This is a genomic window from Mycobacterium sp. GA-2829 (assembly GCF_001499965.1).
Classification (GTDB): domain Bacteria; phylum Actinomycetota; class Actinomycetes; order Mycobacteriales; family Mycobacteriaceae; genus Mycobacterium.
The window spans coordinates 1-26,113 of sequence record NZ_LQIT01000017.1 but is presented as its reverse complement, the minus strand read 5'-3'; the positions used below and the strand labels follow the sequence as shown (position 1 = coordinate 26,113).

The window sequence follows — 26,113 nt, the reverse complement described above, 5'->3', positions numbered from 1 at the left end:
GCGCGAGCAGACACAGATTCGCGTGCTCGACCTCCGCTGAACGCGATTCTGTGTCTGCTCGGCGAGACAGAATGAAGCCATGCCCTACGACCCCGACCTCGTCGAGCGCATCCGGGAGATCGTCGCGACCCACAAAGGCGTCACCGAGAAACGCATGTTCGGCGGTCTGGCGTTCCTGATCGACGGGCACATGGCCGTCGCCGCCAGCGGGAAAGGCGGGCTGATGGTCCGGGTCCCGCCCGAGGAGACCGAGAAGCTCCTGCACCGCGCCCACGTCGCGCCGATGGTCATGTCCGGCCGCGAACTACGCGGGTGGCTGCGCGTCGACGGCGACGGAGTGCGCACCACCCGGCAACTGCAGTCGTGGGTACGTCGCAGCGTGGACCACGTCAAGACGCTGCCGCCCAAGTAACCGGTTCACCCGCACCGCCCGCGGGTACTGACATCGCCATGAGCGCACAGCAGGACATCGTCTCGCGCCTGCGCGATCAGGCAGGCCAGACGTACGCCGAAGAGGCCGGCATCACGCTCGCCGACAAGCCGATGCCGCTGTTCCAGCTGCTGGTGCTGTGCATGCTGGCCAGTAAACCCATCGACGCGACCGTCGCGATGCGCGCGGCCCGCGAGCTGTTCTCGGCGGGGTTGCGCACCCCGGACGCGGTGCTCGACGCCGACCGGCGCACGATGATCGACGCGTTCGGCCGCGCCGGCTACGCCCGCTACGACGAGAGCTCGGCGACGCGGCTGACCGAGATGGCCGAGACCGTCCGCGACGAGTTCGGCGGCGACCTGCGGCGGCTGGCCGAGAATCACGACGCCGCCGAGGTCCGGCGGAAACTCAAGCAGTTCAAGGGGATCGGCGACACCGGCGCCGACATCTTCCTGCGCGAGGTGCAGGACACCTGGACGTGGTTGCGGCCGTTCTTCGACGACCGCGCCCTCGACACCGCCCGCAGGCTGGGCCTGCCGAAGGATCCGGAGGAGTTGCAGCGCCTGGCCAAGAACGGCACGGCCACACTGGCGGCCGGTCTGGTGCGCGCGGCCCTCGATGACGATGTCTTCGCCGGAGTGCGCGGGGAATGATCCGCATCGGCACCTCCGGGTGGTCGTACGACCACTGGACCGGCGTGCTCTATCCCGAGCGGACGTCGGTCGCCAAACGACTGGGTCTCTACGTCGCCGAATTCGACACCGTCGAACTCAACGCCAGCTTCTACCGCTGGCCGCGCGATGCCACGTTCGAAGGGTGGCGGCGCCGGCTGCCCGAGGGGTTCACGATGTCGGTCAAGGCGCACCGCGGGCTCACCCACTTCCGCCGCCTGGCCACCCCCGAACCGTGGGTGGAGCGGTTCGAACGCTGCTGGACCGCGCTGGGCGAGCGCCGCGAAGCGCTGCTGGTGCAACTGCATCCCGCCATCGAACGCGACGACGCGCTGCTGGCCCACTTCCTCACCGTGATGCCCGACTGGATTCCCGTCGCGATGGAACTGCGGCACCCGTCCTGGGACGACCCCGCGGTGTACGACCTGCTCGAAGCGCACCGCGCCGCCTACGTGATCATGAGCGGCGCCGGGTTACGGTGCGTCCCCCGCGCCACCGGCGACCTGGTGTACCTGCGGATGCACGGCCCCAGCCAGGACTCGCTCTACCACGGGTCCTATCCCGACGACGCGCTGCAGCGATGGGCCGACCGGATCGCCGGCTGGGACGCCGAGGGCCGACGGGTGCTCGTGTACTTCAACAACGACCTCGGCGGCCACGCCGTGCACAACGCCCGCACCCTGCGCCACCTGCTCGCCGCCCGCGTCGGGTGACCCGGAGCACGCACCGGGAACCGATTGCTGGCACGCTTGGACACCGATATGCGCGCATCCACCTTCCTCCCGGCCGGACTCGTCGTGCTGGCGCTCACCGCCTGCTCCGGACCCGCCGTCGTCACCACCGACGAAACCGGCCCCACCGCGTCGGCCCCGCCCGCCGCTCCCCCGACGCCGCCGCTGAACAACACCAACCTGGCCAACGCCTTCCACTTCGGCGCCCCGGTCGACGGGTCGACCCGCTACTTCTTCACCACCCCGTCGGGTCGCTGGGAGTGCGGCGTCATCCCGCGCGAACAGGTGGGCTGCCAGGCCTCCGGCGGTGCGGCGCTGGGCATCGACGGCGCGCCGGAGACCGTGCCCGACGCCGCGGGCGAGGAGACCACACCGAACGCGCTCGTGGTCGGCCGCGACGGCGAACCGGCCTTCGTGGCGCTCGACGACCCGCCGTTCGGGCTCGAGGACGCCCAGGTGCTGCGGTTCAACCAGATCCTGGCCGTGGCCGGGTTCCGCTGCAACGTGCAGGAGGCCACCGGGGTGTCCTGTCTGAGCGAACGCAGCGGGCGCGGATTCACGTTCTCCGCCGAGGAGTACCTCCCGCTGTACACCGATGTGCCTGTTGGAGCGCCAGTCCCGCCGCCGACGTCGACCACCCGGTAGAACTGGACACGACGACAGACAGGAGGACACCCGTGACCGTTGCGGTCGACGAGTTGAGCGGAACCGAACAAGCGGTGCTGCTCGTCCTGATGTCCGAAGCGCGACCGGTGCCCAACCCCGAGCTGGAGCGGCTCGGCCCCAAACTCGACAAGTCCAGCCGCGAACGGCTCAACCGCCTCCGGCTCGTCGACACGACCGCGGGCCGCCCACTCGTGCACGAACTCACCGACGACGGCTGGGCCCTGTGCCGCACCATGTTCGGCGCCGAGCAGCCGCCGCGCTCCACCGGGCAAGGCCGCGCGCTCTACACGGTGCTGCGCGCGCTCGGGCGCTACTTCGAGACCGCCGACCTGCGGCCCGCCGACGTGTTCCTGCCCCCGGAGGCACCGAGCGGTGGCGGCGTCGACGACCGGGTCCGGCAGACCTACGAGCGGCTGGCGCCCAGCGCCGGCGCGTGGGTGTCGCTGACCCGGCTGCGGGCCGAACTCGCCGACGTGGGCCGCGACGACCTCGACGGCGCGCTGACCCGCCTCTACCAGACGCCGGGAGTGAGCCTGATCCCCGAGGAGAACCAGAAGACCCTCACCGGGGCCGACCGGGACGCCGCGATCCGGATCGGCAACCAGCCCAAGCACCTGATCGCGATCGAGCGGTGATGGATCCGCGCGAACGCGAGGCCCTGGCCGGTCTGCGCCTGGCGTGGGCACCGACCGCCGACGACCTGTGGCATTCCCAGGGCGGCGTCCACGTCAACGGTCTGCACGAACATGCCCTCGACGACGTGCTGGCCGCGTTCGGGGACGCCGAACGTGACCCCGCGTCCACCCCGCTGGGCGTGGTGATCCGGGGACAGGCGGGCTCCGGGAAGACCCATCTGCTCGGTCAGGTCCGCGAGCGGGTGCAGGAGCGCGGCGGGTACTTCTTCCTCGTCGAACTGCTCGACGCCGCCGGCTTCTGGGAGTCCGCACGCGGCGGCATCCTGGAGAGCCTCGGCCGCCCGGGCGGGCAGCGCGAGACACAGCTCCAGGACGTGCTGTGGGAACTGTCCTCGATCGCCCACATCGGGCGCGCGGCCCGCCGAGCCGTGGCGGGCGACGACGACCTCACCCCGGAGGTGCTCACCGAGTTCGTCAACGCCCTGCACAAGGTGCACCGTGCGACCGTGCGCGAGACCCGCCACACGCTGCGCGCGCTGGTCCTGCTCGGTTCCGCGGATCTGGAGCTGCAGGACATCGGGCAGGCCTTCCTCGACGGTAACGACGACTCCGACGAGGAGCGCGACCGCTGGGGACTGCCTGCCCCCACCAGCACTCCGCAGGAGTCGGTGCGTGAGATCTCCCGGCTGATCGCGCTCGCCGGGCCGGCGGTGTTGGCCATCGACCAGATCGACACGCTGCTGGCGCAGTCGGTGCGCAGCACCGGCGGCGGCGAGGCAGTGGACAACCGCGACCTCGAACAGGTCGCGCACGGGCTGATGTCGATCCGCCAGACCATGCGGCGCACCGCGAGTGTGGTGGCCTGCCTGCCGGTCGCGTGGGAGGCGATCCGGGACCGGGCCACCGCCACGGTGCAGGACCGGTTCCGCACCACTCGGCCGCTGGAGGCGTTGCCGACCGCGGACATCGGCCGGGCCATCCTCGAGCGCCGGTTCACCGCGAGTTACCACACCACCGGATTCGTCCCGCCCTATCCGAGTTGGCCGGTCCTGCCGTCGGCGTTCGACGAGGCACCGCAGTTCACTCCGCGCGAACTGCTCAAGCGGGCCGACGCCCACGTGCGGCACTGCCTGGACCTCGACACCGTCGTCGAACTTACGCACCTGACCGGTGAACTCGATGACGGCCACGACCAGCACCAAGTCCAGATCCCCACCGACACAAGCAATCTCGACCGCCGGTTCAACGAGTACCGGCGGCGGGCGGTGCCGGCCGCGGCCACCGACCCCGACGGTGAGGACACCACGGTGCCGAGCCTGCTGTCGGCGGCGCTGGACGCGTGGATCACCGAACTCGGTGACGGCGGTCAGCTCTTCCGGCTCGACCCGCCGCCGGGTAAGCGGGTCGTGCTGCACGCCCGGCTGCGCCAGAGCGTGGACGCCGCCCTCGACGACGAGCGGCACTGGGCGTTCCGTGCGATCGCGACCGGCAATGCGATCGCCGCGCAGACCCGCATCAGGAACGCCGTGCAGAACACCGGTCTGGGCACCGACCCGGACAGGCGACGACTGTGCTTGTTGCGCAACACATCCTGGCCCAGCGGCGCCAAGACCGCGGCGCTGGTCGCGGCGTTCGAGGAGGCCGGCGGCCGCACGCTGCCGATGTCCGACGACGACATCCGCACCATGAGCGCGCTGCGCGACCTCATCGAGGAGGACGCACCCGGCCTGGCGGCCTGGCTGGTCACCCGCAGACCCGCGCACGGAATCACCCTGCTGCGGACCGCGCTCGGCGACATCGCCGGGGAGGCACCCGAACCGGTGCCCGAGCCCGCGTCCGAACCGGTGGCCGAACCGGAGGTGGCGCCGCGGCCGGGGTATCCCCCGGTCGGCGGGTCGCCGGCCGCGGTGCCGATCGGCCTCGACTTCAGCGACGGCGCACCGCTTTCGGTCGATCTGGCCGCATTGCGCAAACACACCGTGGTGTTCGCGGGCTCCGGTTCGGGCAAGACCGTGCTGCTCCGTCGGCTCATCGAGGAGTGCGCGCTGCGCGGGGTGTCGTCGATCGTGCTCGATCCCAACAACGACATGGCGCGGCTGGGCACCCGGTGGCCGCAGTATCCGCCCGAGTGGAATCCGGCCGACACCCCGCGCGCCGAGGAGTACCTGGCCAACACCGAGGTCGTGATCTGGACACCGCGCCGGTCGGGTGGCCGTCCGCTGTCGTTCCAGCCGCTGCCCGACTTCGCCGGAGTGGTCGACGATCACGACGAGTTCGCCGACGCGGTCGAATCGGCCGTCGCCGCCCTCGAACCCCGCGCGTTGATCACCGGCAAGACCGCCAAGGCCAACCGCGCCCGCGCCGTACTGCGAGAAGCGTTGCGCCACTACGGTCGCCGCTCTGAGACCTCGCTGCGCGGGTTCATCGGGCTGCTCGCCGACCTGCCCGACGGGGTGAGCGGGCTGGCGGGCGCCCGCGACATCGCCGCTGAACTGGCGCAGAACCTGCACGCCTCGGTGGTCAACGACCCGCTGTTCGGCGGCGAGGGCGCCGCCTTCGACCCCGGTGTGCTGCTGACCCCGTCGCCGGGGCGGCGCGCCCGGGTGTCGGTGATCAGCATGATCGGGTTGACCGAGGGCGCCCAGCGCGAGGGGTTCGTCAACCAGTTGCAGATGGCGCTGTTCGCGTGGATCAAACGCAACCCCGCGGGCGACCGCCCGCTGGGCGGGCTGCTGGTGATGGACGAGGCGCAGAACTTCGTCCCGTCCGTCGGCACCACCGCGTGCACGCACAGCACGGTCGCGTTGTCGTCGCAGGCCCGCAAGTACGGGCTGGGACTGGTGTTCGCCACCCAGGCGCCCAGGGGCCTGGACAACCGCATCCCCGGGAACGCGGCCACCCAGTTCTACGGTCTGCTCAACTCGTCGACGCAGATCGCGGTGGCCCAGGAGATGGCCCGCGTGAAGGGCGGACTGATCCCCGACATCAGCAGGCTGCAGTCCGGGACGTTCTACGCCGCGCTGGAGGGGATGGCGTTCCACAAGGTGCGCACCCCGCTGTGCCTGTCGCACCACCCCGCCAGCGCGCCGACCGCCGAGGAAGTGCTGGCCCTGGCCCGCGGCAGCGCTTAGCCGACGCCGAGCGTGCAGCCAGTGCGAGAAAGCGGCCGGATTTTCGCGCTGAGTTCACGTTCGACGAAAAAGCGAGCCCGGTCATCGACCGGGCCCGCCTTCATTCGAACCGATGTCAGGGCTGCGACTGGCCCGGGATGCCCTCGTAGGCGATGTCGCCGGTCTTGAGGTTCTGCTCGGTGAGCTCGACCAGACCGTCGAGGAACTGCTGCCGTTCGGTCACCACGTGCTGGATCGCGACGTCGACGTTCTCCTTGGTGATCGCGGGCATGACGTAGACCGGGTCGGTCTTGACGTCCTCGCCCTTGACGATCGCGTCGGCGACAGCCAGCCCCGCGGACAGTTCCACGGTGCCGTTCTGCAGCGAGGTGCCGATGAACTCACCGCTCTTGACGGCGTTGAGGCCGTCCTCGATGCCGTCGATGCCGACGATCGGAACGCCGGTGCGGCCGGCTTCCTTGAGCGCCTGCAGCGCACCGAGACCCATGTCGTCGTTCTGGGCGACGACACCGTCGATCTGCGGGCCGAAGCTCGAGATCCAGTTCTTCATCTTGTTGACGGCCTCGTCGCGCTTCCAGTTCGCGGTGTCCTTGGCCAGCACCTTGATGTCCGGGTACTTGGCGAGCACGTTGTCGATGCCCTTGCCGCGGTTGATCTCACCCGAACCGCCCAGCGGGCCCTGCAGGATCACGATGTTGCCGCGGCCGCCGAGGCGGTCGGCCATCATCTGCATCTCCTGCTCACCGGCGGCCACATCGTCGGGCTGCACGTTGCCCGCCAGGTCCGGGGTCTCCAGCGCGGCGTTGACCGCCAGCAGCGGGATGCCCTTCTCCTTGGCCGAGGCGACCTGCGGACCGAGCGAATCCGCCTGCACCGGAACGACGATGATCGCGTCGACACCCTGGTTGATCAGCGAGTCGACCTGGCTGGCCTGGGTGGAGACGTCGTTGTTCGCCGAATTCCACACCAGCTCGATGTTCTTGGCCTTGGCATAGGTGTCCATGCCCTCTTTGCCCTCGGTGATGAACGAGCTCATGTCGTAGACCGTCACACCGATGCGGGTGGTGTCGCTGTTGGCCTCGGTGTCACCGGCCCCGCAGGCGGTGAGCCCGAGCCCCAGCACCCCGGCCGCGGCGATCGCACCGAACTTCGTTGTCAGTGTCATTCTGCTTCTTTCTTTTTCAGGGGTGTTGGACTACGGCTGCTTCTGGCCCGGGATGCCCTCGTAGGCGATGTCGCCGGTCTCGAGGTTCTTGTTGGTCAGATCGGTCAGGCCGTCGAGGAACTGCTGCCGTTCGGTCACCACGTGCTCGATGGCGACGTCGACGTTCTCCTTGGTGATCGCGGGCATGATGTACACCGGCTTGGTGTTCACCTCTTCGCCCTTGGCGAGCTTGTTCGCCACGGCGAGTCCGGCGGACAGCTCGACGGTCCCGTTCTGCAGCGAGGTGCCGATGAACTCACCGCTCTTGACGGCGTTGAGCCCGTCCTCGATGCCGTCGATGCCGACGATCGGAACGTCGTTGCGGCCGGACTCCTTGAGCGCCTGCAGCGCACCGAGACCCATGTCGTCGTTCTCGGCGACCACACCGTTGATCTGGGGACCGAATCCGGAGATCCAGTTCTTCATCTTGTTGACGGCCTCGTCGCGCTTCCAGTTCGCGGTGTCCATCGCGAGGATCTTGATGTCCGGGTAGCGCGAGAGCACGTTGTTGATGCCCTTGGTGCGGTCGATCTCACCGGACTGGCCGAGCGGACCCTGCAGCACCACGATGTTGCCGCGCCCGCCGAGGCGGTCGGCCATCATCTGCATCTCCTGCTCACCGGCGGCCACGTCGTCGGGTTGCACGCTCGCCGCGACGTCGGGGCTGTCCAGTGCGGCGTTGACCGGCACCAGCGGAATGCCCTTCTCCTTGGCCGAGGCGACCTGCGGGCCGAGCGAATCCGCCTGCACCGGAACGACGATGATCGCATCGACGCCCTGGTTGATCATCGAGTCGACCTGGCTGGCCTGGGTGGACACGTCGAGATTGGCGGAGTTCCACACCAATTCGATGTTGTTGTCCTTGGCGTACGCCTCCATGCCCTCTTTGCCGGCGGTGATGAACGAGCTCATGTCGTACACCGTGACGCCGATGCGGGTGGTGTCGCTGTTGGCCTCGGTGTCCCCGGCCCCGCAGGCCGTCAGCCCGAGCCCCAGCACGGCCGCCGAAGCGATGGCGAACGTCTTTGTCCCCAGTTTCATCTTTCTTCTCTTCTCGTGGTTGTTGTCTTGGAACCTTGGACTCGTGGCGCGGCGTCAAGTTCGGCGTCGCGAGGACCACACATCGATGGCGACGGCGGACACGATCAGCACACCCTTGATGACGTCCTGCCAGTAGGCGGGGACGACCAGGATGTCGAGGCCGTTGTTGAGCGTCTGGATCATCAGCAGCCCGAGCGCGGTGCCCCAGATCGTGCCGCGGCCGCCCATCAGGCTGGCCCCGCCGATCACGACCGCGGCGATCGCGTCGAGTTCGTAACCCTGGCCGAGGTTGGGCGGGCCCGAGATGACGCGGGAGGCGAGCATGACGCCGGAGAGCCCGGCCAGCAGGCCGGAGAACGCGTACACGCTGAACAGCACGTTCTTGGCGTTGATACCGGCGATCTCGGCAGCGTTGCGGTTACCGCCGACGGCGTAGACGCGCATGCCGTAGGTGGTGCGTTTCATGATGATCGCCAGCGCGATGATGCCCAGGATCATCAGCAGCACCGGGATCTGCAGCCCGAGGATCTTGGTGTTGGCGATCGACCCGAATTCGGCGGGCAACCCGTTGATCGGGGCGCCGCCGCCGATCACGTAGGCCATACCCGAGCCCGCCGTCAACGTGCCCAGGGTGGCGATGAACGGTGGAACGTTCAACCGCGACACCATGATCCCGTTCAGGGAGCCGACCGCGAGGCCGACCACCATCGCCACCAGCACCGTCATCCAGACCTGACCGGGGTTGGCCTTCGCGGTCGCGGCGCCTGCCATCGCGGACACCGCGATCACGCTGCCGACCGACAAGTCGATGCCGCCGGTCAGGATGACCAGCGTCTGACCGAGGGCGATCAACGCGAACGGCGCGGCGGCCACCAGGATGGTGACGACGTTGTCGAGCGTCGAGAACCGCGCACTGCGGTAACTGAAGTAGGCGATCACCAGCAGCAGGATGATCACCATCGCGTAGCGCAGGGTGATGCCGGTGAACCATTCTCTGGAGAACAGCCGCACCGGCTCCCCGGTGATCGCGGACGCCACGGTGGTGGCGCCTCCCGACCCCTTGCCTTCGGTGTTGACTTCGGTGCTCACGAGTTCTCCTCCTCAGGAGTGCGGGCGGGTTTGGCGTCAAGGGCGGTGGCGAGCCGGAACACCGACTCCTGCACCTCGGGATGGTCGAGGGCGTCGCGGTCGAGTTCGCCGACCAGGGCGCCGTCGCGCATGACGAACGCGCGGTGGGAGAGGCCGACGACCTCGGGCATGTCCGAGGACGCCATCAGCACGGCCATCCCGCGCGCGGCGAATTCGGTGATGATGCGGTAGATCTCGCTGCGCGCCCCCACGTCGACACCGCGCGTCGGCTCGTCGAGCAGCAGCACGTTGACGTCACCGGTCAGCCAGCGGGCCAGCACCACCTTCTGCTGGTTACCGCCCGACAGGGTGCCGACCTCCTGGCTGAGGCCTCGGCTGCGCAGCCGCACCGAGGACATCACGTCGGACACCGCCTTGGTACGGGCCTTGCCGCGCAGCCAGCCGGCGATCGAGAACGACGACAGCCGGGGCAGCGATCCGTTGTCGAGCACGTTCATCGACAGCACGACACCGGAGAGTTTGCGGTCCTCGGGCACCATCGCCATCCCCGAGGTGATCGCCGCCGCGGGGTGATTGCGTTTGACCGCTTTGCCTTTGACGACGATCTCACCCCCCGTCGTGTGACGGGCGCCGAAGATCGCCTCGAGCAGTTCGGTGCGGCCCGCGCCGACCAGCCCGGCCAGCCCGACGATCTCGCCGGCCCGCACGGTGAACGACACCGGTTGCGAGGCACCCTCGACCTGCAGATCGCGCACCTCCAGCACGGTCTCGTCGGCGGGCTCGGGCCGGTCGGGGAACAGCGCCTCGAGTTCGCGACCGATCATCGCGGTCACGATGTCGTCGTCGCTGACGTCGTCGATCGCCTTGTCGAGGATCAGCCCGCCGTCGCGCAACACCACGACACGGTCGGCGATCGCGCGGATCTCGGCCATCTTGTGCGTCGTGTACACCATCGCCACGCCGTGTTCCCGCAGCCGGCGCACGATCTGGTAGAGCCCTTCGACCTCGCGTTCGGAGATCGCCGAGGTGGGCTCGTCGAGCATCACCACCTGCGCCCCGGTGCGCGCGGCCTTGACGATCTCGACGATCTGGCGCAGGCCGACGGGCAGGCTGCCCATGCGGGCGGTGGGCGGGATGTCCACGCCGAAGACGCCGAGCGCGTCGCGGGCCTCGTCGATCATGGCCCGGCGGTTGAGGAACGGGCCCATCTTGATCTCGCGACCCACGAACAGGTTCTCGTAGACCGTCATGTCCTCGATGGACGCCAGCTCCTGCGGCACGATCGCGATGCCGTGCTTGACCGCCTCCCGGGTGTTGCCGCCGGTGAGCTGGGCGCCCTGCACGGTCACGGTGCCGTGGTCCGCGCTGTACTGCCCGCTGACGATCTTCATCAGCGTGGACTTACCGGCGCCGTTCTCCCCCGCCAGCGCGGTCACGGTGCCGGGCTGCAGGTTGAGCGTGATGCCCTTGAGGACGGGCACGCCGCCGAAACTCTTCTCGATACCGGTGCATTCCAGCAGTGCCTGGCTCACAGCGAACCCCCAACAGTCACGAGGACTTTCACGTTCTCCGCGTCGGCCGACGCGGCGAACGCGTCGGCGGCGTGGTCGATGTCGAAGTCGGCACTGATGATCTCGTCGACGGGGACGATGCCCGACGCCAGCAGGTCCATCGCGGCGGTGAAGTCCTCGCGCACGTACATGAGGTTGCCGACGAGGGCGAGTTCGCGGTCCTGGATCAGCCCGAGCGGGACCGGGGTGGCGCCCTCGGCGACACCGACGATCATCACCGCGCCGCCCTTGTCGACCAGGTCCACCGCCAGCGCGACCGTGCTCTCCCGGGACACGCAGTCGACGACGACCGCGGCCGGACCGCCGAGCAGGCGCTGTGCGGTCTCCACCGCGTCGTCGGCGGTGGGGTCGAAACTGCCGACGGCACCGAGCCGTTCGGCCCTGGCCCGCTTGGACTCCAGCAGGTCGGCCACCACGACGCGGGCGCCTGCGTGCCGGGCGGCCAGCAGCGTGAACAGCCCGATGGGGCCCGCGCCGATCACCACGACAGCGCGGTCGCGCAGATCGCCGACGAGTTCGCCCGCGCGGCGCACGGTGTGCACCGGGGTGGCCAGCGGTTCGATCAGGATCGCGTGGCGGTCGTCGAGTTCGTCGGGCAGTGCGACGAGGCGGTCGGCGGCGATCGTGAACGAGTCGGCGAGCGCCCCGGCGGTCTGGCAGCCGAACACCAGCAGATCCCGGCAGATGTTGTAGCGCCCGGCGCGGCACTGGGTGCAAGCACCGCACGCGAGGTTCGGCTCGATGGTCACCCGGGCGCCGATCAGCGCGGGGTCCACACCCTCGCCGACGGCGTCGACCACACCCACGGCCTCGTGTCCGGGACGGTAGGGCAGGTCGATGAACGGGTGTCTGCCGCAGGCGGCGTGCAGGTCCGAACCGCAGATCCCGACCAGCGACGTGCGCACGCGCGCCTCCCCCGGCTGCGGATCCCGCGGTGCGGTCGTCTCCACCACGACGTCGTCGAGTGCGGAGACGACCACCTGCCGGTTGGTCACCATGTGGTGTACCCGCCGTCGGCGACGAGCACCGAACCGGTGATGAACGAGGCCGCGTCGCTGGCGAGGAACACCACGCTCGGTGCGATCTCCTCGGGCATCGCGTACCGCAGCATCGGGGTGTCGTCGATCCAGTGCTGTTTGAACTCCGGCTTGTCGACGGGCGCCATCTCGGTCTTGCAGTAGCCCGGCGCCAGCGCGTTGACCCGGATCCCCAGCGGACCCCATTCGGCGGCAAGGGATTTCGTGAGGTGGTGCACCGCGGCCTTGGACGCGTTGTACGCGGGCTGCATCTGCGGGCGGTTGACGATCATCCCGGACATCGAGCCGATGTTGACGATGGAACCGCTGCCGCGTTCGCGCATGTGCGCACCCGCGGCCAGCGAACACGCCCACAGCGCCTTGACGTTGAGGTCGAACACCGAATCCCACTGCTCCTCGGTGACGTCCCAGGACGGGGCGTGGTAGCAGGTGCCCGCGTTGTTGACCAGGATGTCGAGGTGGCCGAGCGCAGAGATGGCTTCGGCGGTCATCCGGTCGACGTCGGCCTGGCGGGTGATGTCGGCGGTGATCGGGTGCAGTTCGAGACCGGCCTCGCGGGCCTCGGCCACGGCTTCGGCGTTGCGTTCGGCATTGCGTCCGGCGATCGCGACCTGCGCGCCCGCCTGGGCGAGCCCGAAGGCGAACGCCTTGCCCAGGCCCTGGTTGCCGCCGGTGACGAGCGCGGTGCGGCCGGTGAGATCGAACGGGTTGTTCTGCGTCATGAGGGGTTCACAATCGACTTGAGGCTGGCAGGGTCGGTGTCACTGTCGAGGGCGTCGCCCACGTGTTCCAGGTCGTAGCGGCCGGTGACCATGGCGTCGAGATCCACCGCCCCGGACTTCACGAGATGGATTGCGGCGGGCCAGGTGTCGGTGTAGCGGAACACCCCGGTGACGGTGATCTCGAGGTTGGCGATGTGGCTGACCGGCAGTGCGTACTCGTCGGCGCCCATCCCGACCAGCACGACACGGCCCGCCGGGCCGACGGCCTTGATGCCGCTGACGACGGCCGCGGGGACGCCGGTGGCGTCGACGAACGCGTCGACCGGTTCGATGGCCGAGACGTCGACGGCGGTCGGGTCGAGCACCTCGGTGGCCCCGAACTTGAGGGCCTTCTCGCGGCGCGAGGCCACCAGGTCGGTGACGACGATGCGGGCGGCGCCGAACGCGCGGGCGGCCTGGGCACAGATGACCCCGATGGGGCCGGCGCCGGCGATCAGGATCGACGATCCGGGCACGATGCCCGCCTTGCGCATCGTGGTGATCGCCACCGACAGCGGTTCGAGCAGCGCGGCGGCATCGTCGGACAGGGAATCCGGTACGGCGTGGGCGAAGTCGTCGTCGATGACCACGTAGCGGCAGAAGGCACCGTCGATCGGCGGGGTCGCGTAGAACTTCATCTCCGGGCACAGGTTGTAGCGGCCGGCCTTGCACTGCCTGCACCGACGGCAGGGGTGCTGCGGTTCGACGGCGACACGCTGGCCGACCCGGCCCGGGTCCACGTCCTCGCCGACGGCGGCGATGCGCCCCGACAGTTCGTGGCCGAGGATCATCGGCTCCTCGACGACGAAGTCGCCGATACGGCCGTGGCGGTAGTAGTGCACGTCAGATCCGCACACGCCCACCGCGGCCACCTCGACGAGGACCTCGTGCCGGCCCGGTTGCGGCACCGGCCGCTCCTCGATCCGCAACTCACCCACCCCGGTCATCACGCTCGCACGCATGGTGCCGTCCTGGACAGCGGTCATGTCAGCTTTCCTTTCCGTCTACAGGCGCGGGCAGCAGTGCGCGCCCGGCCACCATCGCTTCGGCGCCTGCTCGAATACACAGCGGCGCAATGCCTTTCGTGACCCCACCGTCGACGATCACGGAATGATCGGTCGCCAGCGCCCGCACGATGTCGAGTCGCTCGACGGCGCAACGGTCGCGGGTGCCCGGTTCGATGAGCATCACCAGCACCCCGTCGGGCGTCGCGCGCCACGGCGGTGCGCCCGCACCGTCCCACTCTTCCCACAGCGCGATCCACGCCGACGCACCCGCAGCGCGGACGGCGTCGGCGCGCTCCGCGGTGAACGCCGCCCACGGCAGGAAGACCTTGTCCGGGCGGTGGGCGAGCACCCGCGCCAGCGCCGCGTCGACGAAGGCCGCCGAGCCGATGAGGTGGACGTCGAATCCCGACGGTCCCGTTTCGGCGGCGATGCCCGCGAGTTCGGCCGCACCGACACCGGCGGGCAGACCCTCACCCTCGGCCATCACGTCGACGTGCACCCCGAGGCCCGCATCGCGCAGGGTCCGCGCCGCCGAGATCCGCGCGGCCGGGTCCACCGCGTACACCGAACCGGCGAGCCGGCCGCTGTACTCCCGGTGCCACGGCGCGGGCGCCGTCACGGCGGTCATACCCCGACCCCGCTGTCCAGCAGGGGCGCCGCGGCCAGCTCGGCCCAGCGGGCCCGCAGCGCGGCGAGGTCGCGGCCGGTGCGCCGCGGCGCGACGCGGTGCCGCACCGCCGGTTGCCACTGTTTGGCGAGGTCGACCAGTCCCGCGACGTCGCGTCCGGTGGCGACGGCGGCGGCCTGCACACAGGCGCCTCGGGCGGTGGCCTCGTCGGCGTCGAGCACGGTGACCTCGTCGTCGAGGAGGTCGGCGAGCAACTGCAGGGTGGCGGGTGAGCGGGTGCCGCCGCCGACGGCGGTGGCGGCGCCGCTGAGGTCGATCCCGCAGGCGCGCAGGCTGTCTCGCGCACTCATCAGCGACAGCAGCGGCCCCTCGACGCACGCCCGCGCCAGTTCCTCGCGGGTGGTGTGTGAGGTCAGGTCGGCGAACGCGCCGCGCGCGTCGGGGCGGTCGGGTTTGCGTTCCCCGTCGAGGAACGGCACCAGTACGGGGCCTTGGGTGTCCCCGGCGGCCAGTGCGAGGTCGGCCAGCCCGGCCAGTCCGGTGCCGAGCCAGCGGGCCGCGACGTCGGAGACCCGCGCCGCGTTGAGCGTGCTCACCAGGGGCAGGTACCCACCCGTCAGGTCCGCAACCCCGTCGACCATGCCGCTCTGGTCGAACACCGGCGTGCGCGAGGAGGTCGCGACCACCCCGGAGGTGCCGATGCCGATGTACTGGTCGCCGTCGCGTAGCCCGAGGCCCAGGTAGGCCGCGTGCTGATCGCCGCCGCCGGGGCCGACGATGATCTCGCTGATGTCGCCGTCGATGCCGAGCATCTCCGCCGCGGCGGGCCGCAGCGTGCCCGCGGCTTCACACGGGCCGAGCACGGTCGGCAGCATCGACCGCCAATCCCGTTGCCCGCCCGCCAGTTCGAGGTAGTCGGTGATCCACTCCCCCGTGCCGACGTCGAAGTAGCCGGTACCCGACGCCTCGGACCGGTCGGTGACGTTGTGTCCGGTCAGCCACTGGGTGAGGTAGTCGTGCGGCAGCAGGACCGCCGCCGCGCGGTCGAGCATCTCGGGTTCGTGCCCGGCGACCCAGGCGAGTTTGGCGATGGTGAACGCGGCGTTCGGCGCGGAGCCGATGCGCCGGATCCACGCGGGCACGCCGACACGCTCGGCCAGCCCCCGCAACGCGGTGGCGCCGGTGGTGTCGTTCCACAGTTTGGCCGCCCGCAGCGGGATCCCGTGCGCATCGAGCAGGACCAGGCCGTGGCACTGCGCGGCAACGGATATCGCGCGCACGTGCGGCGGTTGCGCGCAGCTCGCGAGCGCGGCCCCGGTCGCGGCGACGAACGCCGACACCCATTCGAGCGGATGCTGTTCGCTGCAGGGCGGATACGCGGGCGGGTGCGGCGCCGAGCCGGAGCCCAGCAGTTCCCCGGTGGTGAGGTCACGGAGCTCCACCTTGCACGACTGCGTCGACGAGTCCACGCCGAGCACGGCCGGTCGGGTCATGTCCGCACCACCGGCTTCGATGCGTCACCCGGGCGGTGTCCGCGCGCGCCGACCCCGCCTGCCGGGTGGCTGTGCACGACGTCGTGCAGGGTGTGGCCGCGTAGCGCCATCGACACCACCGCGAGCGCATCGCCCCAGGCGCCGACGGCCAGCGTGCTGGCCATCGCGATCATGCCGCCCGGATCGGCGTCGCCCGCGGTGGGCGGCAGCGCCTCGACACGGGTCGCGGCCTGCGCGAACGGACTGGTGGGATCCTCGGTGATCGCCACGACCTCCACCCCGCGGTCGACGAGGCGTTCGGTCAGACCGGTCAGTTCGGCGGAGCGGCCGGTCTTGGAGATGGCGAGGACGAGATCGTCGGCGGTCACCGCCCCCATCCCGCCGTGCAGAGCGTCCATGGCGGGCAGGTAGACCGCGGGCGTCCCGCACACCGAGAGCAGATGGGCGAGGCGTTCGGCCATGATGCCCGACGTCCCGGCGCCGGTGGTGACCACCTTCCCGGTGACCTCGAGCAGGCGGCGGGCCACCGCGACCACGCCCTGGTCGACGGTGCCGGAGAGCGCGGCGACTGCGGCGGCTTCGCGGGCGAGTACCTCGCCGGCGAGCGTCGTCAGGCCGGGGTCCTCCGGGCTCATGTGCCGCCTCCAAGTCAGGGGAATCCGCTCATCTGAAACGGTGAGCTACTCATCTGAGGGGTTGTGGCCTGGATCATGCTATGCCCTATGCTCATATGTCAACGCGCCTGCACATATGTGCACGCACTGCTCGGGATTCACTGGGAGGCGGCGGCATGGGACCGGATGAGCTGTTCCAGCGGGCTGTGATCGCGCGCCGCTACTACCTCGAGGGACGCACCCGGATCCAGATCGCCGAGGAGCTGGGGCTGTCGCGGTTCAAGGTCGCGCGCATGCTCGACGAGGCCGTGGAATCCGGGATGGTGGAGATCAAGATCCACGACCCCGGCGCCGTCAACGTCGAACTGTCCACCGAACTGCAACGGCGCTTCGGCCTCGAACACGCCTACGCCGTCACCTGCGACACCGCCAACACCGCCGACCGCGTCGAGGCGGTCGCGAAGGCGACCGCGGAGTTGATGCAGTCGATCCTGCGGCCCGGTGACGTGGTCGGTGTCGACTGCGGTCGCACGCTCACCCACATCGCGGCCTACCTCACCGCGCTGCCGGAATGCGACGTCGTCCAACTCACCGGCATGGCGGGTGCGATCACCTCCAACGGCGCCGACCTGGTCCGCCGGATCAGCGAGATCAGCGGCGGCCGGTCCTGGCCGATGTACGTCCCGCTGGTGGTACCCGACGCCCGCACCGCCGAAAGCCTCAGCGGCAACCAGCAATTGCAGGAGACCGTGGCCCGCCACCGCGATGTCAGCTGTGCCATCATCTCCGTCGGCGCCTGGCGTCCCGGCGCGTCCCAGGTGTACCTGTCACTGGCCGATGACGAGACCGAGACGCTCGACGCGGCGGGCGTGTGCGGAGAGACCTGCGCACTGCTTCTCGACGAGGACGGCAACCGCGTCCCCGGCCTCGACGAACGCCGCATGGGCATCGCCGAGGCCACCCTGCGGGCGATCCCGACGCGGATCGCGCTCGCCACCGGCCCCGAGAAGATCGCCGCGACCCGTGCGGTGCTGCGCTCCGGGCTGGTCTCGGCACTGGTCACCGACATCGACGTGGCCGCCGCCGTCCTGAACTGAAAACCGCTCTACCGGAAGGATTTCCATGACCGCCGAACCGACTGTCGACCTCGACTTCGCTCTGTCCGGAAAGGTCGCACTGGTCACCGGCGGGGCCTCCGGCATCGGCGCGGCGATCGCCTCGGCGTTCGCCGCCAAGGGCGCGCGCCTGGCCGTCGCCGACCTCAACGAGGCAGGCGCCCAGCAGACCGCGGATTCGCTGCCCACCGAGAGCCGCGGATTCGTTTGCGACGTCAGCGATTCCGCATCCGTCACCGCCACCGTCGACGCGGTGGCCGAGGCGTTCGGGCGCATCGACATCCTGGTCAACAGCGCAGGCATCGCCCGCCTGGCCCCGGCCGAGGAGCTGTCGCAGAAGTTCTGGGACGACACGATCGCGATCAACCTGACCGGCACGTTCCAGATGAGCCAGGCCGTGGGCAGGCACATGCTCGCCGCAGGCCGCGGCGCCATCATCAACATGGCGTCCCAAGCCGCGACCGTCGCGATCGACGAGCACGTCGCGTACTGCGCCTCGAAGTTCGGCGTCGTGGGGCTCACCAAGGTCCTCGCCGCCGAGTGGGGTGGCAGGGGAGTACGGGTGAACTCGATCTCCCCCACCGTGGTGCTCACCGACCTCGGCATCAAGGCCTGGGACAACCCCAAAGGCGACGCCCTCAAGAAGCTGATCCCGGTCGGCCGGTTCGCCTACCCGGCCGAGATCGCCGCTGCAGCAGTGTATCTCGCGTCCGACGCGGCGGCGATGGTGACAGGCGCCGACCTGGTGGTCGACGGCGGCTACACGATCAAATAGCCAGGCGGGCGGTGCCGTCCTCGTGCACCGTCACCTTCGCCCCGGCGATGTCGTCCGCCACCGAGGCCGCGGCGTCGTCGGGGTCGACGATCACCGCGAGCGTGCGGTGGTCGTCCGGGGTGCGCACCGCGAGGAACGCCTTCTCCGGCACCCCGTCGCGGTTGTACGGCGTGGTCCACGACTCGACCGTCCCGACGCCGGACCACTGCACGTCCAGCGTGCGGGTGGGCTCTTGGTCGACCTCCGATTGCACGTCCTGCCAACGAAATTCGCGCTCGGGCGGTTCGGTGCCGTACACCCCGAAGCTGTGCTTGGTGAGGTAGCCGCCGTTCGCGGTGATCAGGCCACGCTTCCCCGGGGCGGCGGCCAATCGCTCGGCCATCGTGGCGATCGAGTGCGAGACGTAGTTGTTCCACGGGCCGCCGGCGAACGTCAGCCCGCCCGTGACGGTGAGCGGACGGTTCGGATCGCCGACGGGCAGACCCAATTCGGTGGCCGCCACCTGCACCGCCGAGGGGAAGCACGAGTACACGTCGATCAGGTCGACGTCCTCGATCGCGGTGCCCGCCAGCTCCAGCGCACGCTGCCCGGCGATCCGGATGGCCGGTGAGCGGTGGAACTCTGCCCGCTCGCCGATCGCGTAGGTGTCATGGGAGTCGGTGCCCGCGTACGGGAAGACCCAGCGGTCCGAGGGGATCTGCAGCTTGCGGGCATTCTCGACCGAAGTGAGGATCAGCACCGCACCCTGGTCGACCATGTTGTTGGAGTTCATCAGCTTCGGATAGGGCCAGCTGATCATCCGGTTCTGCTCACTGGGTTGCCAGATCGCGTCGGCGGCGAGCGCGTCGCGCCGCCAGGCGTGCGGATTGTCGGCGGCGACCGCCGAGAACTGCGCCCACAGCTCGCCGATGCGGCGGCGGTGCTCGTCGGGCGTCTCCCCCGCGGCGATCCGCACCGCCTGTTCGAACATCGGGTAGACGTACGACGGCCGGTCGAGGTCGATGCGGTTCTCGGCGTCACCGGCCATCGGCACGTTCTCGTCGCCGCCCTCGGCCATGGGCACGGATTCGTCCTGTCGGGTCCAGCCGGGCCGCGCGCCTCGCGCCCGCAACCGGGTCCGAGTGCGCCAGGTCTCGGCTCCGGCGATCAGCACCACCCCGTGCCTGCCGGACTGGATGTCCAGGCACGCCTGGTTGACCAGGCTCTGTGGCACATTGCCGCCGATGCCGGTGTAGCGGGTCGTCGCCTTCGACGCACCGATGCGCTGGGCGAGCAGCAGGCCAGGGTCGCGGTAGCGCCAGGACAGCAGGTTGACCACCCGCACCGCGTCGACCGCCTCGAGCACCCGCGCGTCGGCGGCTTCCCGCGCCGCCGCCTCCATCAAATCGACGGGTTCGACCTCGGGCCGCTCCTCGTGCTGGTTGACCTGTCCGTAGCCGACGAGCACGGGGGTGTGTGCGGGTGACGCCATCAAAGCTCCTCTACGCGAATTGACAGGTGTCAAACATCCAGTGTGCCTGACCGGCCGGGGGGCTCGGGACGCGGGCACCGAGTAGGCACATAAAGCGACACCCAACCGGGTACGGAGAACTCACGCGCTGTTCACGATGTTCGACCAGAATGCGCCGATGAGAATCGCTTGAACACGAGCAGTCCAACCGACGGGACACCGATGAGTGAAACCACGTTTGCCCCCACACTGTCCGATGAGGAACTGCGGCTCCTCGACGCCTACTGGCGCGCCGCCAACTATCTGTCCGTCGGGCAGATCTACCTGCTCGACAATCCGCTGCTGCGGGAAAAGCTGAACCCCGAACACGTCAAACCGCGACTGCTCGGACACTGGGGCACCACACCGGGCCTCAACCTCGTCTACGCGCACCTCAACCGGATCATCCGCGACCGCGACGCCGACGTCATCTACATCACCGGCCCCGGCCACGGCGGCCCCGGCCTCGTGGCCAACGCCTACCTCGAGGGCACCTACAGCGAGGTGTACACCGGGATCGGCGAGGACGTGGACGGGCTGCGAAAGTTGTTCCGCCAGTTCTCGTTTCCGGGCGGCATCCCGAGCCACGTCGCGTCGGAGACACCGGGTTCGATCCACGAGGGCGGTGAGCTGGGCTACGCGCTGGTGCACGCCTACGGCGCGGCCTTCGACAATCCGGATCTCGTGGTGGCCTGCGTGATCGGCGACGGCGAGGCCGAGACCGGACCGCTGGCCGCCAGCTGGCACTCCAACAAGTTCCTCGACCCGGTGACCGACGGTGCGGTGCTGCCGATCCTGCACCTGAACAGCTACAAGATCGCCAATCCCACTGTACTGGCGCGGATTCCACAGGACGAGCTGGAGTCGCTGTTCCACGGCTACGGCTACCGGCCGATCACCGTCGCCGGTGACGATCCGGCGAACGTGCACCAGCAGATGGCCGCCGCACTCGACGAGTGCTTCGACCAGATCGCCGCCATCCAGCGCGCGGCCCGCCTCGACGGTGAGTCCGGTAGGCCGCTGTGGCCGATGATCGTGCTGCGCACCCCCAAGGGCTGGACCGGTCCGCGCGAGGTGGACGGCAAGAAGGTGGAGGGCACCTGGCGCTCGCACCAGGTGCCGCTGTCGGAGACCCGCACCAACGCCGAACACATGGCCCAACTCGAAGAATGGTTGCGCAGCTACCGCCCCGAGGAACTGTTCGACGACGACGGCAGGCTCATCCCCGAACTCAAGGCGCTTGCGCCCGAGGGCCACCGCCGGATGAGCGACAACCCGCACGCCAACGGGGGTGTGCTCCTGCGCGACCTCGACCTGCCCGATTTCCGCGACTACGCGGTGCCGGTCGACGAACCGGGGTCCGAGAGCGCCGAGGCCACCAAGGTGCTCGGGACCTTCCTGCGCGACGTGATCGTCCGCAACCAGGACCGGTTCCGGATCATGGGTCCCGACGAGACCGCGTCCAACCGGCTGTCACCGGTGTTCGAGGCCAGCGACAAGGCGTGGATGGCCGAGGTCAGCCCGGACGACGAACACCTCGCACCGGCGGGCCGGGTGATGGAGGTGCTCTCCGAGCATCTCTGTCAGGGCTGGCTCGAGGGTTACCTGCTCACCGGCAGGCACGGGCTGTTCAACTGCTACGAGGCGTTCGTGCACATCGTCGACTCGATGCTCAACCAGCACGCCAAATGGCTGTCGAGCAGCTCCCACCTGTCGTGGCGGCGGCCGATCGCGTCGCTGAACTACCTACTGACGTCCCACGTCTGGCGCCAGGACCACAACGGCGCGTCCCATCAGGACCCCGGCTTCATCGACCACGTCGCCAACAAGCGTGCCGAGGTGGTGCGGGTGTACCTGCCGCCGGACGCGAACACGCTGCTGTCGGTCGCCGACCACTGCCTGCGCAGCCGCCAGTACGTCAACGTCATCGTGGCGGGTAAGCAGCCGGCGCTGACCTACCTGTCGATGGACGAAGCGATCGCACACTGCACCCGCGGCCTCGGCATCTGGGAGTGGGCGAGCAACACCACCGGAGAACCCGACGTCGTGCTGGCCTGTGCAGGCGACATCCCCACCCTCGAGACCGTGGCCGCCGCGGACATCCTGCGCCGCAGGCTCCCCGACCTCAAGGTGCGGGTGGTCAACGTCGTCGACATCATGCGGCTGCAGCCCGACTCCGAGCACCCGCACGGGCTGTCGGACCGGGAGTTCGACTCGATCTTCACCACCGACAAGCCGGTGATCTTCGCCTACCACGGTTATCCGTGGCTGATCCACCGGCTGGCCTACCGGCACGCCAACCACGCCCAACTGCACGTGCGGGGTTTCAAGGAGCGCGGCACCACCACGACCCCGTTCGACATGGTCATGCTCAACGACCTCGACCGGTTCCACCTCGTCATGGACGTCATCGACCGGGTCGCGGGCCTGGGCAGCACCGCCGCCGGCCTGCGTCAGGAGATGGCCGACGCCAGGATGGCCGCCCGCGCCTACACCCGTGAGCACGGGGAGGACGATCCGGCTATCTCGGGGTGGAGCTGGGACAGCGGCTACCGGCCCGACGGTACGCAGTCGATGGCGCAGGACACCGGCGACAACGAATGAGCGACCGCGTGATGGCAGGAGATACGCCGGTACCATCGGTCCGGATGACTGCCGTTACCGCCCCTTCCCCGACGAGCGCGCCGCGGATGCGGGTGTACGTCGACATCGCCGTCGTCGTCGCGGTGCTGGTGATCACCAATCTCGTCGCCCACTTCACCACCCCCTGGGCGAGTATCGCGACGGTGCCCGCGGCGGCCATCGGCCTGTTGATCCTGATCCGCAGGCGCGGACTGGGCTGGACCGAACTCGGGTTGGGCCGCGCGCACTGGCGCACCGGGGCCGGGTACGCGCTGGCGGCCGTCGGTGTGGTGCTGTCGGTGATCGCCATCGGCGCGCTGCTGCCATGGACGCGTCCGATGTTCATGAACAACAACTACGCGACGATCTCGGGCGCACTGATCGCCTCGATGGTCGTGATCCCGCTGCAGACCGTGATCCCCGAGGAGTTGGCGTTCCGCGGCGTGCTGCACGGTGCGCTGGAACGGGCGTGGGGGTTCCGCGGGGTCGCGGCGGCGGGGTCCCTACTGTTCGGGCTGTGGCACATCGCCACCTCGCTGGGCTTGACCAGCAGTAACGTCGGCTTCACCCGGTTGTTCGGCGGCGGGGTGCTGGGCACAGTGGCCGGGGTGGTGCTCGCGGTGGTGGCCACGGGCATCGCCGGTTTCGTGTTCACCTGGCTGCGCAAGCGCAGCGGCAGCCTGCTGGCGCCGATCGCGCTGCACTGGTCACTCAACGGGATGGGCGCGCTGGCGGCCGCCCTGGTCTGGCACCTGTCGGTCTGATCCGGCCGCGCGATTGCGGGCCCGGAAGTCACGATTCTTGAGTCGGTTTCCACAGGCCGCCATATCGCACCACGCACCGCCGCGGTTGCGGGACCGGTCGTAGAACGCCCACCGGCAGTCCACGTTCCCGCACGCCTTGAGCCGCTCCCAGGTCCCGTCGCGCTGTGCGTCCCGCACCACCACGAGCAGTTCGGCCAGCCGTTCCATCGGTGCCGTGCCGACCGCCCTCATCGCGACCACCCCGTCGCCGCCGATCGCGGCGCGCAACTCACCCGCCGCGGCGACCTCGGCGAGGACCGCCACCTGGTCCGGAGCGGCCGGCGGGCCGCCGGCGTTGTGGACGAGCAGCGCGCGAAACGCCTCACGCACCTCCCGGATGCGACCCAGCTCGCCCTCGGTCAGCGCGGCGTCGGCCCCTGCGTCGAGAAGGCCCTGCCCGACCAGCCACGGCCGCGCATCCTCGAGCCGCGCCAGGCGGTCCTGCCCGATCTCCATGTCGACGGTGTTGACCAGCGACTGAACCCGATCCAGCGGTGCGGGCGCCGGCCGCACCTCATTGTCGGCCGTCCACTGCCCGGGCTCCCTAGTCATGGCATCCACCCTACTCGCGTGACCGGCTAAACGTCTTGACCAGTCACCATGACCGGTATAACGTTTTCACTAGTCACGACACAACGGAGTGAGTCCCATGATGACGAAGTGCCTGGCCATGGTCCGAGCGTCTCGACTCGACGCCGCATTGGCGGTCGGGGCGCCCACCCACCCGGGGACGGCGCTCGCGGCGCGCGCGACACAGCTGACGAGCCGGCGCCACCGCGAGGCGCTGGCGCGAACGCTCTGCGACGCGGTCCGCGACTCCGGCGACCGGACGGGCCTGATCGCCCTGCGGTCCCCCATCCATCGCGCCAATGTCGACGCTGCACGGACCGCGATCGGCGACGTGGTGGCCCGGCTGCGCGCACCCGCACCCGTCAGTGCACGCGGCGTCGCCCGGTTGCACCGCATCCTCGCCGACGGCACCGGACCGCTCTACCGGTACGGCCGCGGCGACCTCGTCGGACGGCTCGGCGCGGTGTCCGCCGCACTGTGACCGACCGTTCGCTCTGAGCAAACTTTCGCGAACGTCATCTCAGCGCTACCCTGAGGAAGTTCGGCAGCCTCAGGCAGTCACCCGGTTCGGTGTCGCGACCGCATGAGGCCGACGGCGGGGGTGAAGGTGAATAGCGCAAATACTGCCCTGACAGGCAGAGACGAAGCGCCGGACAGCCGGTGCGGCGGGTGGCGGGCCCGAGGATTTGCGGCCGTTCACGGCCCGAACAGCGCCACTTCAGTCACACAAACCCCACTGGAAACTCTGTTCACTCTTACGCTGCAGCAAAGTTTGCTTCAGCAATGTGATCGGTTCGCGTCGCCGCCCGTCGGCCACGCGTGGGAGGAAGGGGTATGACATGAAGGCACTCACCGCACTGGCGGCCGGCGCGCTGCTGGCCGGCGGTATCGCAGTGGGCACCGCGGCACCGGCCGTGGCGGGTTGTCAGGGCGGCTGGACACCCTGGGGTGGCGGCACGACGTGCGACGGTCCGATCGGCGGAGACGGCGCGTTCGAGCGCTGCGTGACCGCCGGTGCCATGGGATTCGGCGGCACGAACTGCTACATCCTCAACGTGAACAACCTCAACGGACAGATCCCGTACGTCGGGCCCTGACGGCCCGACGCACGGGATCGGTCGATCGTCGACGTCAGCCCGGCGGGAGCATCCCGGGGGCGTTCTCGGGCGCGACCGGGACGGCCACCCCGACACCCGGACGGGCCGGCGGCGCGTTCGGGTCGGGGGGCGGCGGCGCCGCGTTCGGATCACCCGGTGCCGGGGGCGGCGGAGGCGGCGGGGGCGACCACGGCCGGATCGAGTTGGCCAGTGCCGTCGCCGCATCCCGGTCGACCGGGTTGTTGGCCGAACCCAGCCACACCACGAACCAGCGCTCAGGCGTCCGCTGACCGCGCGGGGTGCCCGGTGCGACGGGGTTGCCCACCACACCCGCCCAGATCTGTCCGGTCGGTTTGTTGGTGTCGGTGAACTTCACCTCGTAGTAGGACGCGGTACCCGGCATGCCGTCGGCGTTGAGCTGGGTCGTCGACTGGTTGATGCGGGTCCCCGGGAAGGGCATGAAGAACTCGCCCATGTCCGACGCCAGCCGGTTGGCGGCCTTGGCGTTGTCGGTCTCGGCCCCGGCGAACAGCTTCAGGTCCAGCCGGCCCAGCAGCACGCTGGTGTCGTTCGGCGGGTCGGTGACACCCTCCGGCGGAATCCGGGTCAGCAGCGCCTGACCGTAGGACAGGTTGGTCGCGTCGGAGACCTTCCAACCCGCGGGGACGACGTAGCTGAAGCCACCCGCGGCGTTGTCCACGCGCCCCGGATCGGGGGCAGGCGCCGGCGGAGCGGCGTTCGGATCGGCGGGCGGGGCCGCGTTCGGATCAGCCGGAGCCGGCGGCGCCGCATTGGGATCGGCCGGAGCGGGCCCGGGAGCCGGTGCCGGTGGTGCAGGCGGGGCCGCATTGGGATCGGCCGGGGCCGGTGCGGGCGGGGGCGCCGGTCGGCGGGGGGGGGCGGGGGGACGCGGGCACGCGTGTGTCGGTCGGG

General features: G+C 69.9%; 25 protein-coding genes. 12 read left to right on the top strand and 13 right to left on the bottom strand.

Going from position 1 to position 26,113, the window contains the following annotated elements:
* Window positions 1-79 precede the first annotated feature (79 nt).
* From AU194_RS12190 to AU194_RS12165, 6 genes are read left to right on the top strand one after another with little or no spacing between them, the layout of a single operon-like run.
* Entirely contained in the window at window positions 80-412 is a 333-nt protein-coding gene (locus AU194_RS12190; protein ID WP_059089514.1) for a TfoX/Sxy family protein, read from the top strand.
* A 38-nt stretch (window positions 413-450) separates the two neighbouring features.
* Complete coding sequence (locus tag AU194_RS12185) at window positions 451-1,083, top strand: hypothetical protein (RefSeq protein ID WP_059089513.1); 633 nt, start codon at window positions 451-453, stop codon at window positions 1,081-1,083.
* Window positions 1,080-1,814, top strand: coding sequence for a DUF72 domain-containing protein (locus tag AU194_RS12180; RefSeq protein ID WP_059089512.1), 735 nt, complete (start codon window positions 1,080-1,082; stop codon window positions 1,812-1,814). The genes AU194_RS12185 and AU194_RS12180 overlap by 4 nt, the downstream gene beginning before the upstream one ends.
* A gap of 48 nt (window positions 1,815-1,862) precedes the next feature.
* Window positions 1,863-2,477: a hypothetical protein gene (locus AU194_RS12175; RefSeq protein WP_059089511.1), complete on the top strand. Its 615-nt coding sequence runs from the start codon at window positions 1,863-1,865 to the stop codon at window positions 2,475-2,477.
* 32 nt (window positions 2,478-2,509) lie between these two features.
* Entirely contained in the window at window positions 2,510-3,133 is a 624-nt protein-coding gene (locus tag AU194_RS12170) for a hypothetical protein (RefSeq protein WP_059089510.1), read from the top strand.
* Complete coding sequence (locus AU194_RS12165; RefSeq protein ID WP_059089589.1) at window positions 3,133-6,264, top strand: helicase HerA domain-containing protein; 3,132 nt, start codon at window positions 3,133-3,135, stop codon at window positions 6,262-6,264. The genes AU194_RS12170 and AU194_RS12165 overlap by 1 nt, the downstream gene beginning before the upstream one ends.
* 115 nt (window positions 6,265-6,379) lie before the next feature.
* Here the strand turns inward: AU194_RS12165 and xypA are convergent, their stop codons facing one another.
* From xypA to AU194_RS12115, 10 genes are read right to left on the bottom strand one after another with little or no spacing between them, the layout of a single operon-like run.
* A complete protein-coding gene (xypA, locus tag AU194_RS12160; protein WP_059089509.1) occupies window positions 6,380-7,429 on the bottom strand; it encodes a sugar ABC transporter xylitol/L-sorbitol-binding protein XypA in 1,050 nt (349 codons plus the stop codon).
* Window positions 7,430-7,459: 30 nt separating this feature from the next.
* Complete coding sequence (locus AU194_RS12155) at window positions 7,460-8,509, bottom strand: substrate-binding domain-containing protein (protein WP_059089508.1); 1,050 nt, start codon at window positions 8,507-8,509, stop codon at window positions 7,460-7,462.
* Window positions 8,510-8,563: 54 nt separating this feature from the next.
* Window positions 8,564-9,598, bottom strand: coding sequence for an ABC transporter permease (locus tag AU194_RS12150; protein WP_059089507.1), 1,035 nt, complete (start codon window positions 9,596-9,598; stop codon window positions 8,564-8,566).
* Complete coding sequence (locus AU194_RS12145) at window positions 9,595-11,130, bottom strand: sugar ABC transporter ATP-binding protein (RefSeq protein ID WP_059089506.1); 1,536 nt, start codon at window positions 11,128-11,130, stop codon at window positions 9,595-9,597. The genes AU194_RS12150 and AU194_RS12145 overlap by 4 nt, the downstream gene beginning before the upstream one ends.
* Complete coding sequence (locus tag AU194_RS12140; protein ID WP_059089505.1) at window positions 11,127-12,167, bottom strand: zinc-binding dehydrogenase; 1,041 nt, start codon at window positions 12,165-12,167, stop codon at window positions 11,127-11,129. Before AU194_RS12140 ends, AU194_RS12145 begins: the two co-directional genes overlap by 4 nt.
* On the bottom strand, window positions 12,161-12,928 hold the full coding sequence (locus AU194_RS12135; protein WP_059089504.1) for an SDR family NAD(P)-dependent oxidoreductase: 768 nt from the start codon (window positions 12,926-12,928) through the stop codon (window positions 12,161-12,163). Before AU194_RS12135 ends, AU194_RS12140 begins: the two co-directional genes overlap by 7 nt.
* Entirely contained in the window at window positions 12,925-13,953 is a 1,029-nt protein-coding gene (locus AU194_RS12130; protein ID WP_059089503.1) for an NAD(P)-dependent alcohol dehydrogenase, read from the bottom strand. The genes AU194_RS12135 and AU194_RS12130 overlap by 4 nt, the downstream gene beginning before the upstream one ends.
* Window position 13,954: 1 nt before the next feature.
* The gene (locus tag AU194_RS12125) at window positions 13,955-14,602 is read right to left on the bottom strand and encodes a ribulose phosphate epimerase (protein ID WP_059089502.1); all 648 of its coding nucleotides are present in this window, start codon (window positions 14,600-14,602) and stop codon (window positions 13,955-13,957) included.
* The gene (locus AU194_RS12120; RefSeq protein ID WP_059089501.1) at window positions 14,599-16,095 is read right to left on the bottom strand and encodes an FGGY family carbohydrate kinase; all 1,497 of its coding nucleotides are present in this window, start codon (window positions 16,093-16,095) and stop codon (window positions 14,599-14,601) included. The genes AU194_RS12125 and AU194_RS12120 overlap by 4 nt, the downstream gene beginning before the upstream one ends.
* Window positions 16,092-16,730: an SIS domain-containing protein gene (locus AU194_RS12115; protein WP_059089500.1), complete on the bottom strand. Its 639-nt coding sequence runs from the start codon at window positions 16,728-16,730 to the stop codon at window positions 16,092-16,094. Before AU194_RS12115 ends, AU194_RS12120 begins: the two co-directional genes overlap by 4 nt.
* A 155-nt stretch (window positions 16,731-16,885) precedes the next feature.
* Between AU194_RS12115 and AU194_RS12110 the strand changes: the two genes are divergently transcribed.
* Both AU194_RS12110 and AU194_RS12105 read left to right on the top strand, forming a co-directional pair.
* Window positions 16,886-17,806: a sugar-binding transcriptional regulator gene (locus tag AU194_RS12110; RefSeq protein WP_059089499.1), complete on the top strand. Its 921-nt coding sequence runs from the start codon at window positions 16,886-16,888 to the stop codon at window positions 17,804-17,806.
* Between the two features lie 25 nt (window positions 17,807-17,831).
* Window positions 17,832-18,599 carry a GolD/DthD family dehydrogenase gene (locus AU194_RS12105; RefSeq protein ID WP_059089498.1) on the top strand — a complete coding sequence of 256 codons (768 nt, stop codon included), beginning with the start codon at window positions 17,832-17,834 and terminating at the stop codon, window positions 18,597-18,599.
* On the opposite strand, the gene AU194_RS12100 is transcribed toward AU194_RS12105, so the two are convergent.
* A complete protein-coding gene (locus AU194_RS12100) occupies window positions 18,592-20,070 on the bottom strand; it encodes an acetyl-CoA acetyltransferase (RefSeq protein ID WP_059089497.1) in 1,479 nt (492 codons plus the stop codon). The genes AU194_RS12105 and AU194_RS12100 overlap by 8 nt on opposite strands.
* A gap of 201 nt (window positions 20,071-20,271) precedes the next feature.
* Here AU194_RS12100 and AU194_RS12095 point away from each other — a divergent pair, with 201 nt between their 5' ends.
* Together AU194_RS12095 and AU194_RS12090 are read left to right on the top strand one after the other, a co-directional pair.
* Window positions 20,272-22,692, top strand: a complete 2,421-nt coding sequence (locus AU194_RS12095; protein WP_059089496.1) for a phosphoketolase — start codon at window positions 20,272-20,274, stop codon at window positions 22,690-22,692.
* 44 nt (window positions 22,693-22,736) lie between these two features.
* On the top strand, window positions 22,737-23,474 hold the full coding sequence (locus tag AU194_RS12090) for a CPBP family intramembrane glutamic endopeptidase (RefSeq protein ID WP_059089495.1): 738 nt from the start codon (window positions 22,737-22,739) through the stop codon (window positions 23,472-23,474).
* Here AU194_RS12090 and AU194_RS12085 read toward each other — a convergent pair.
* Window positions 23,418-24,065: a CGNR zinc finger domain-containing protein gene (locus AU194_RS12085; protein WP_059089494.1), complete on the bottom strand. Its 648-nt coding sequence runs from the start codon at window positions 24,063-24,065 to the stop codon at window positions 23,418-23,420. The genes AU194_RS12090 and AU194_RS12085 overlap by 57 nt on opposite strands.
* Before the next feature lie 97 nt (window positions 24,066-24,162).
* Here AU194_RS12085 and AU194_RS12080 point away from each other — a divergent pair, with 97 nt between their 5' ends.
* Both AU194_RS12080 and AU194_RS12075 read left to right on the top strand, forming a co-directional pair.
* Window positions 24,163-24,564, top strand: a complete 402-nt coding sequence (locus AU194_RS12080) for a hypothetical protein (RefSeq protein ID WP_059089493.1) — start codon at window positions 24,163-24,165, stop codon at window positions 24,562-24,564.
* A gap of 358 nt (window positions 24,565-24,922) precedes the next feature.
* Window positions 24,923-25,180, top strand: a complete 258-nt coding sequence (locus AU194_RS12075; protein ID WP_059089492.1) for a hypothetical protein — start codon at window positions 24,923-24,925, stop codon at window positions 25,178-25,180.
* Between the two features lie 34 nt (window positions 25,181-25,214).
* On the opposite strand, the gene AU194_RS12070 is transcribed toward AU194_RS12075, so the two are convergent.
* Window positions 25,215-26,113: APA family fibronectin-binding glycoprotein (locus AU194_RS12070; protein ID WP_059089588.1), on the bottom strand; the 899-nt coding region annotated here is incomplete at its 5' end.

Bases quoted from the DNA above. Each gene is read 5' to 3' on its own strand.
- AU194_RS12140 (WP_059089505.1), bottom strand. From the start codon at position 12,167: ATGGTGACCAACCGGCAGGTGGTCGTCTCCGCACTCGACGACGTCGTG.
- AU194_RS12120 (WP_059089501.1), bottom strand. From the start codon at position 16,095: ATGACCCGACCGGCCGTGCTCGGCGTGGACTCGTCGACGCAGTCGTGC.
- AU194_RS12125 (WP_059089502.1), bottom strand. From the start codon at position 14,602: ATGACCGCCGTGACGGCGCCCGCGCCGTGGCACCGGGAGTACAGCGGC.
- AU194_RS12135 (WP_059089504.1), bottom strand. From the start codon at position 12,928: ATGACGCAGAACAACCCGTTCGATCTCACCGGCCGCACCGCGCTCGTC.
- AU194_RS12100 (WP_059089497.1), bottom strand. From the start codon at position 20,070: ATGGCGTCACCCGCACACACCCCCGTGCTCGTCGGCTACGGACAGGTC.
- AU194_RS12155 (WP_059089508.1), bottom strand. From the start codon at position 8,509: ATGAAACTGGGGACAAAGACGTTCGCCATCGCTTCGGCGGCCGTGCTG.
- AU194_RS12110 (WP_059089499.1), top strand. From the start codon at position 16,886: ATGGGACCGGATGAGCTGTTCCAGCGGGCTGTGATCGCGCGCCGCTAC.
- AU194_RS12180 (WP_059089512.1), top strand. From the start codon at position 1,080: ATGATCCGCATCGGCACCTCCGGGTGGTCGTACGACCACTGGACCGGC.
- AU194_RS12080 (WP_059089493.1), top strand. From the start codon at position 24,163: ATGATGACGAAGTGCCTGGCCATGGTCCGAGCGTCTCGACTCGACGCC.
- AU194_RS12090 (WP_059089495.1), top strand. From the start codon at position 22,737: ATGACTGCCGTTACCGCCCCTTCCCCGACGAGCGCGCCGCGGATGCGG.
- AU194_RS12130 (WP_059089503.1), bottom strand. From the start codon at position 13,953: ATGACCGCTGTCCAGGACGGCACCATGCGTGCGAGCGTGATGACCGGG.
- xypA (WP_059089509.1), bottom strand. From the start codon at position 7,429: ATGACACTGACAACGAAGTTCGGTGCGATCGCCGCGGCCGGGGTGCTG.
- AU194_RS12085 (WP_059089494.1), bottom strand. From the start codon at position 24,065: ATGACTAGGGAGCCCGGGCAGTGGACGGCCGACAATGAGGTGCGGCCG.
- AU194_RS12185 (WP_059089513.1), top strand. From the start codon at position 451: ATGAGCGCACAGCAGGACATCGTCTCGCGCCTGCGCGATCAGGCAGGC.
- AU194_RS12105 (WP_059089498.1), top strand. From the start codon at position 17,832: ATGACCGCCGAACCGACTGTCGACCTCGACTTCGCTCTGTCCGGAAAG.
- AU194_RS12175 (WP_059089511.1), top strand. From the start codon at position 1,863: ATGCGCGCATCCACCTTCCTCCCGGCCGGACTCGTCGTGCTGGCGCTC.
- AU194_RS12115 (WP_059089500.1), bottom strand. From the start codon at position 16,730: ATGAGCCCGGAGGACCCCGGCCTGACGACGCTCGCCGGCGAGGTACTC.
- AU194_RS12075 (WP_059089492.1), top strand. From the start codon at position 24,923: ATGAAGGCACTCACCGCACTGGCGGCCGGCGCGCTGCTGGCCGGCGGT.
- AU194_RS12165 (WP_059089589.1), top strand. From the start codon at position 3,133: ATGGATCCGCGCGAACGCGAGGCCCTGGCCGGTCTGCGCCTGGCGTGG.
- AU194_RS12095 (WP_059089496.1), top strand. From the start codon at position 20,272: ATGAGTGAAACCACGTTTGCCCCCACACTGTCCGATGAGGAACTGCGG.
- AU194_RS12190 (WP_059089514.1), top strand. From the start codon at position 80: ATGCCCTACGACCCCGACCTCGTCGAGCGCATCCGGGAGATCGTCGCG.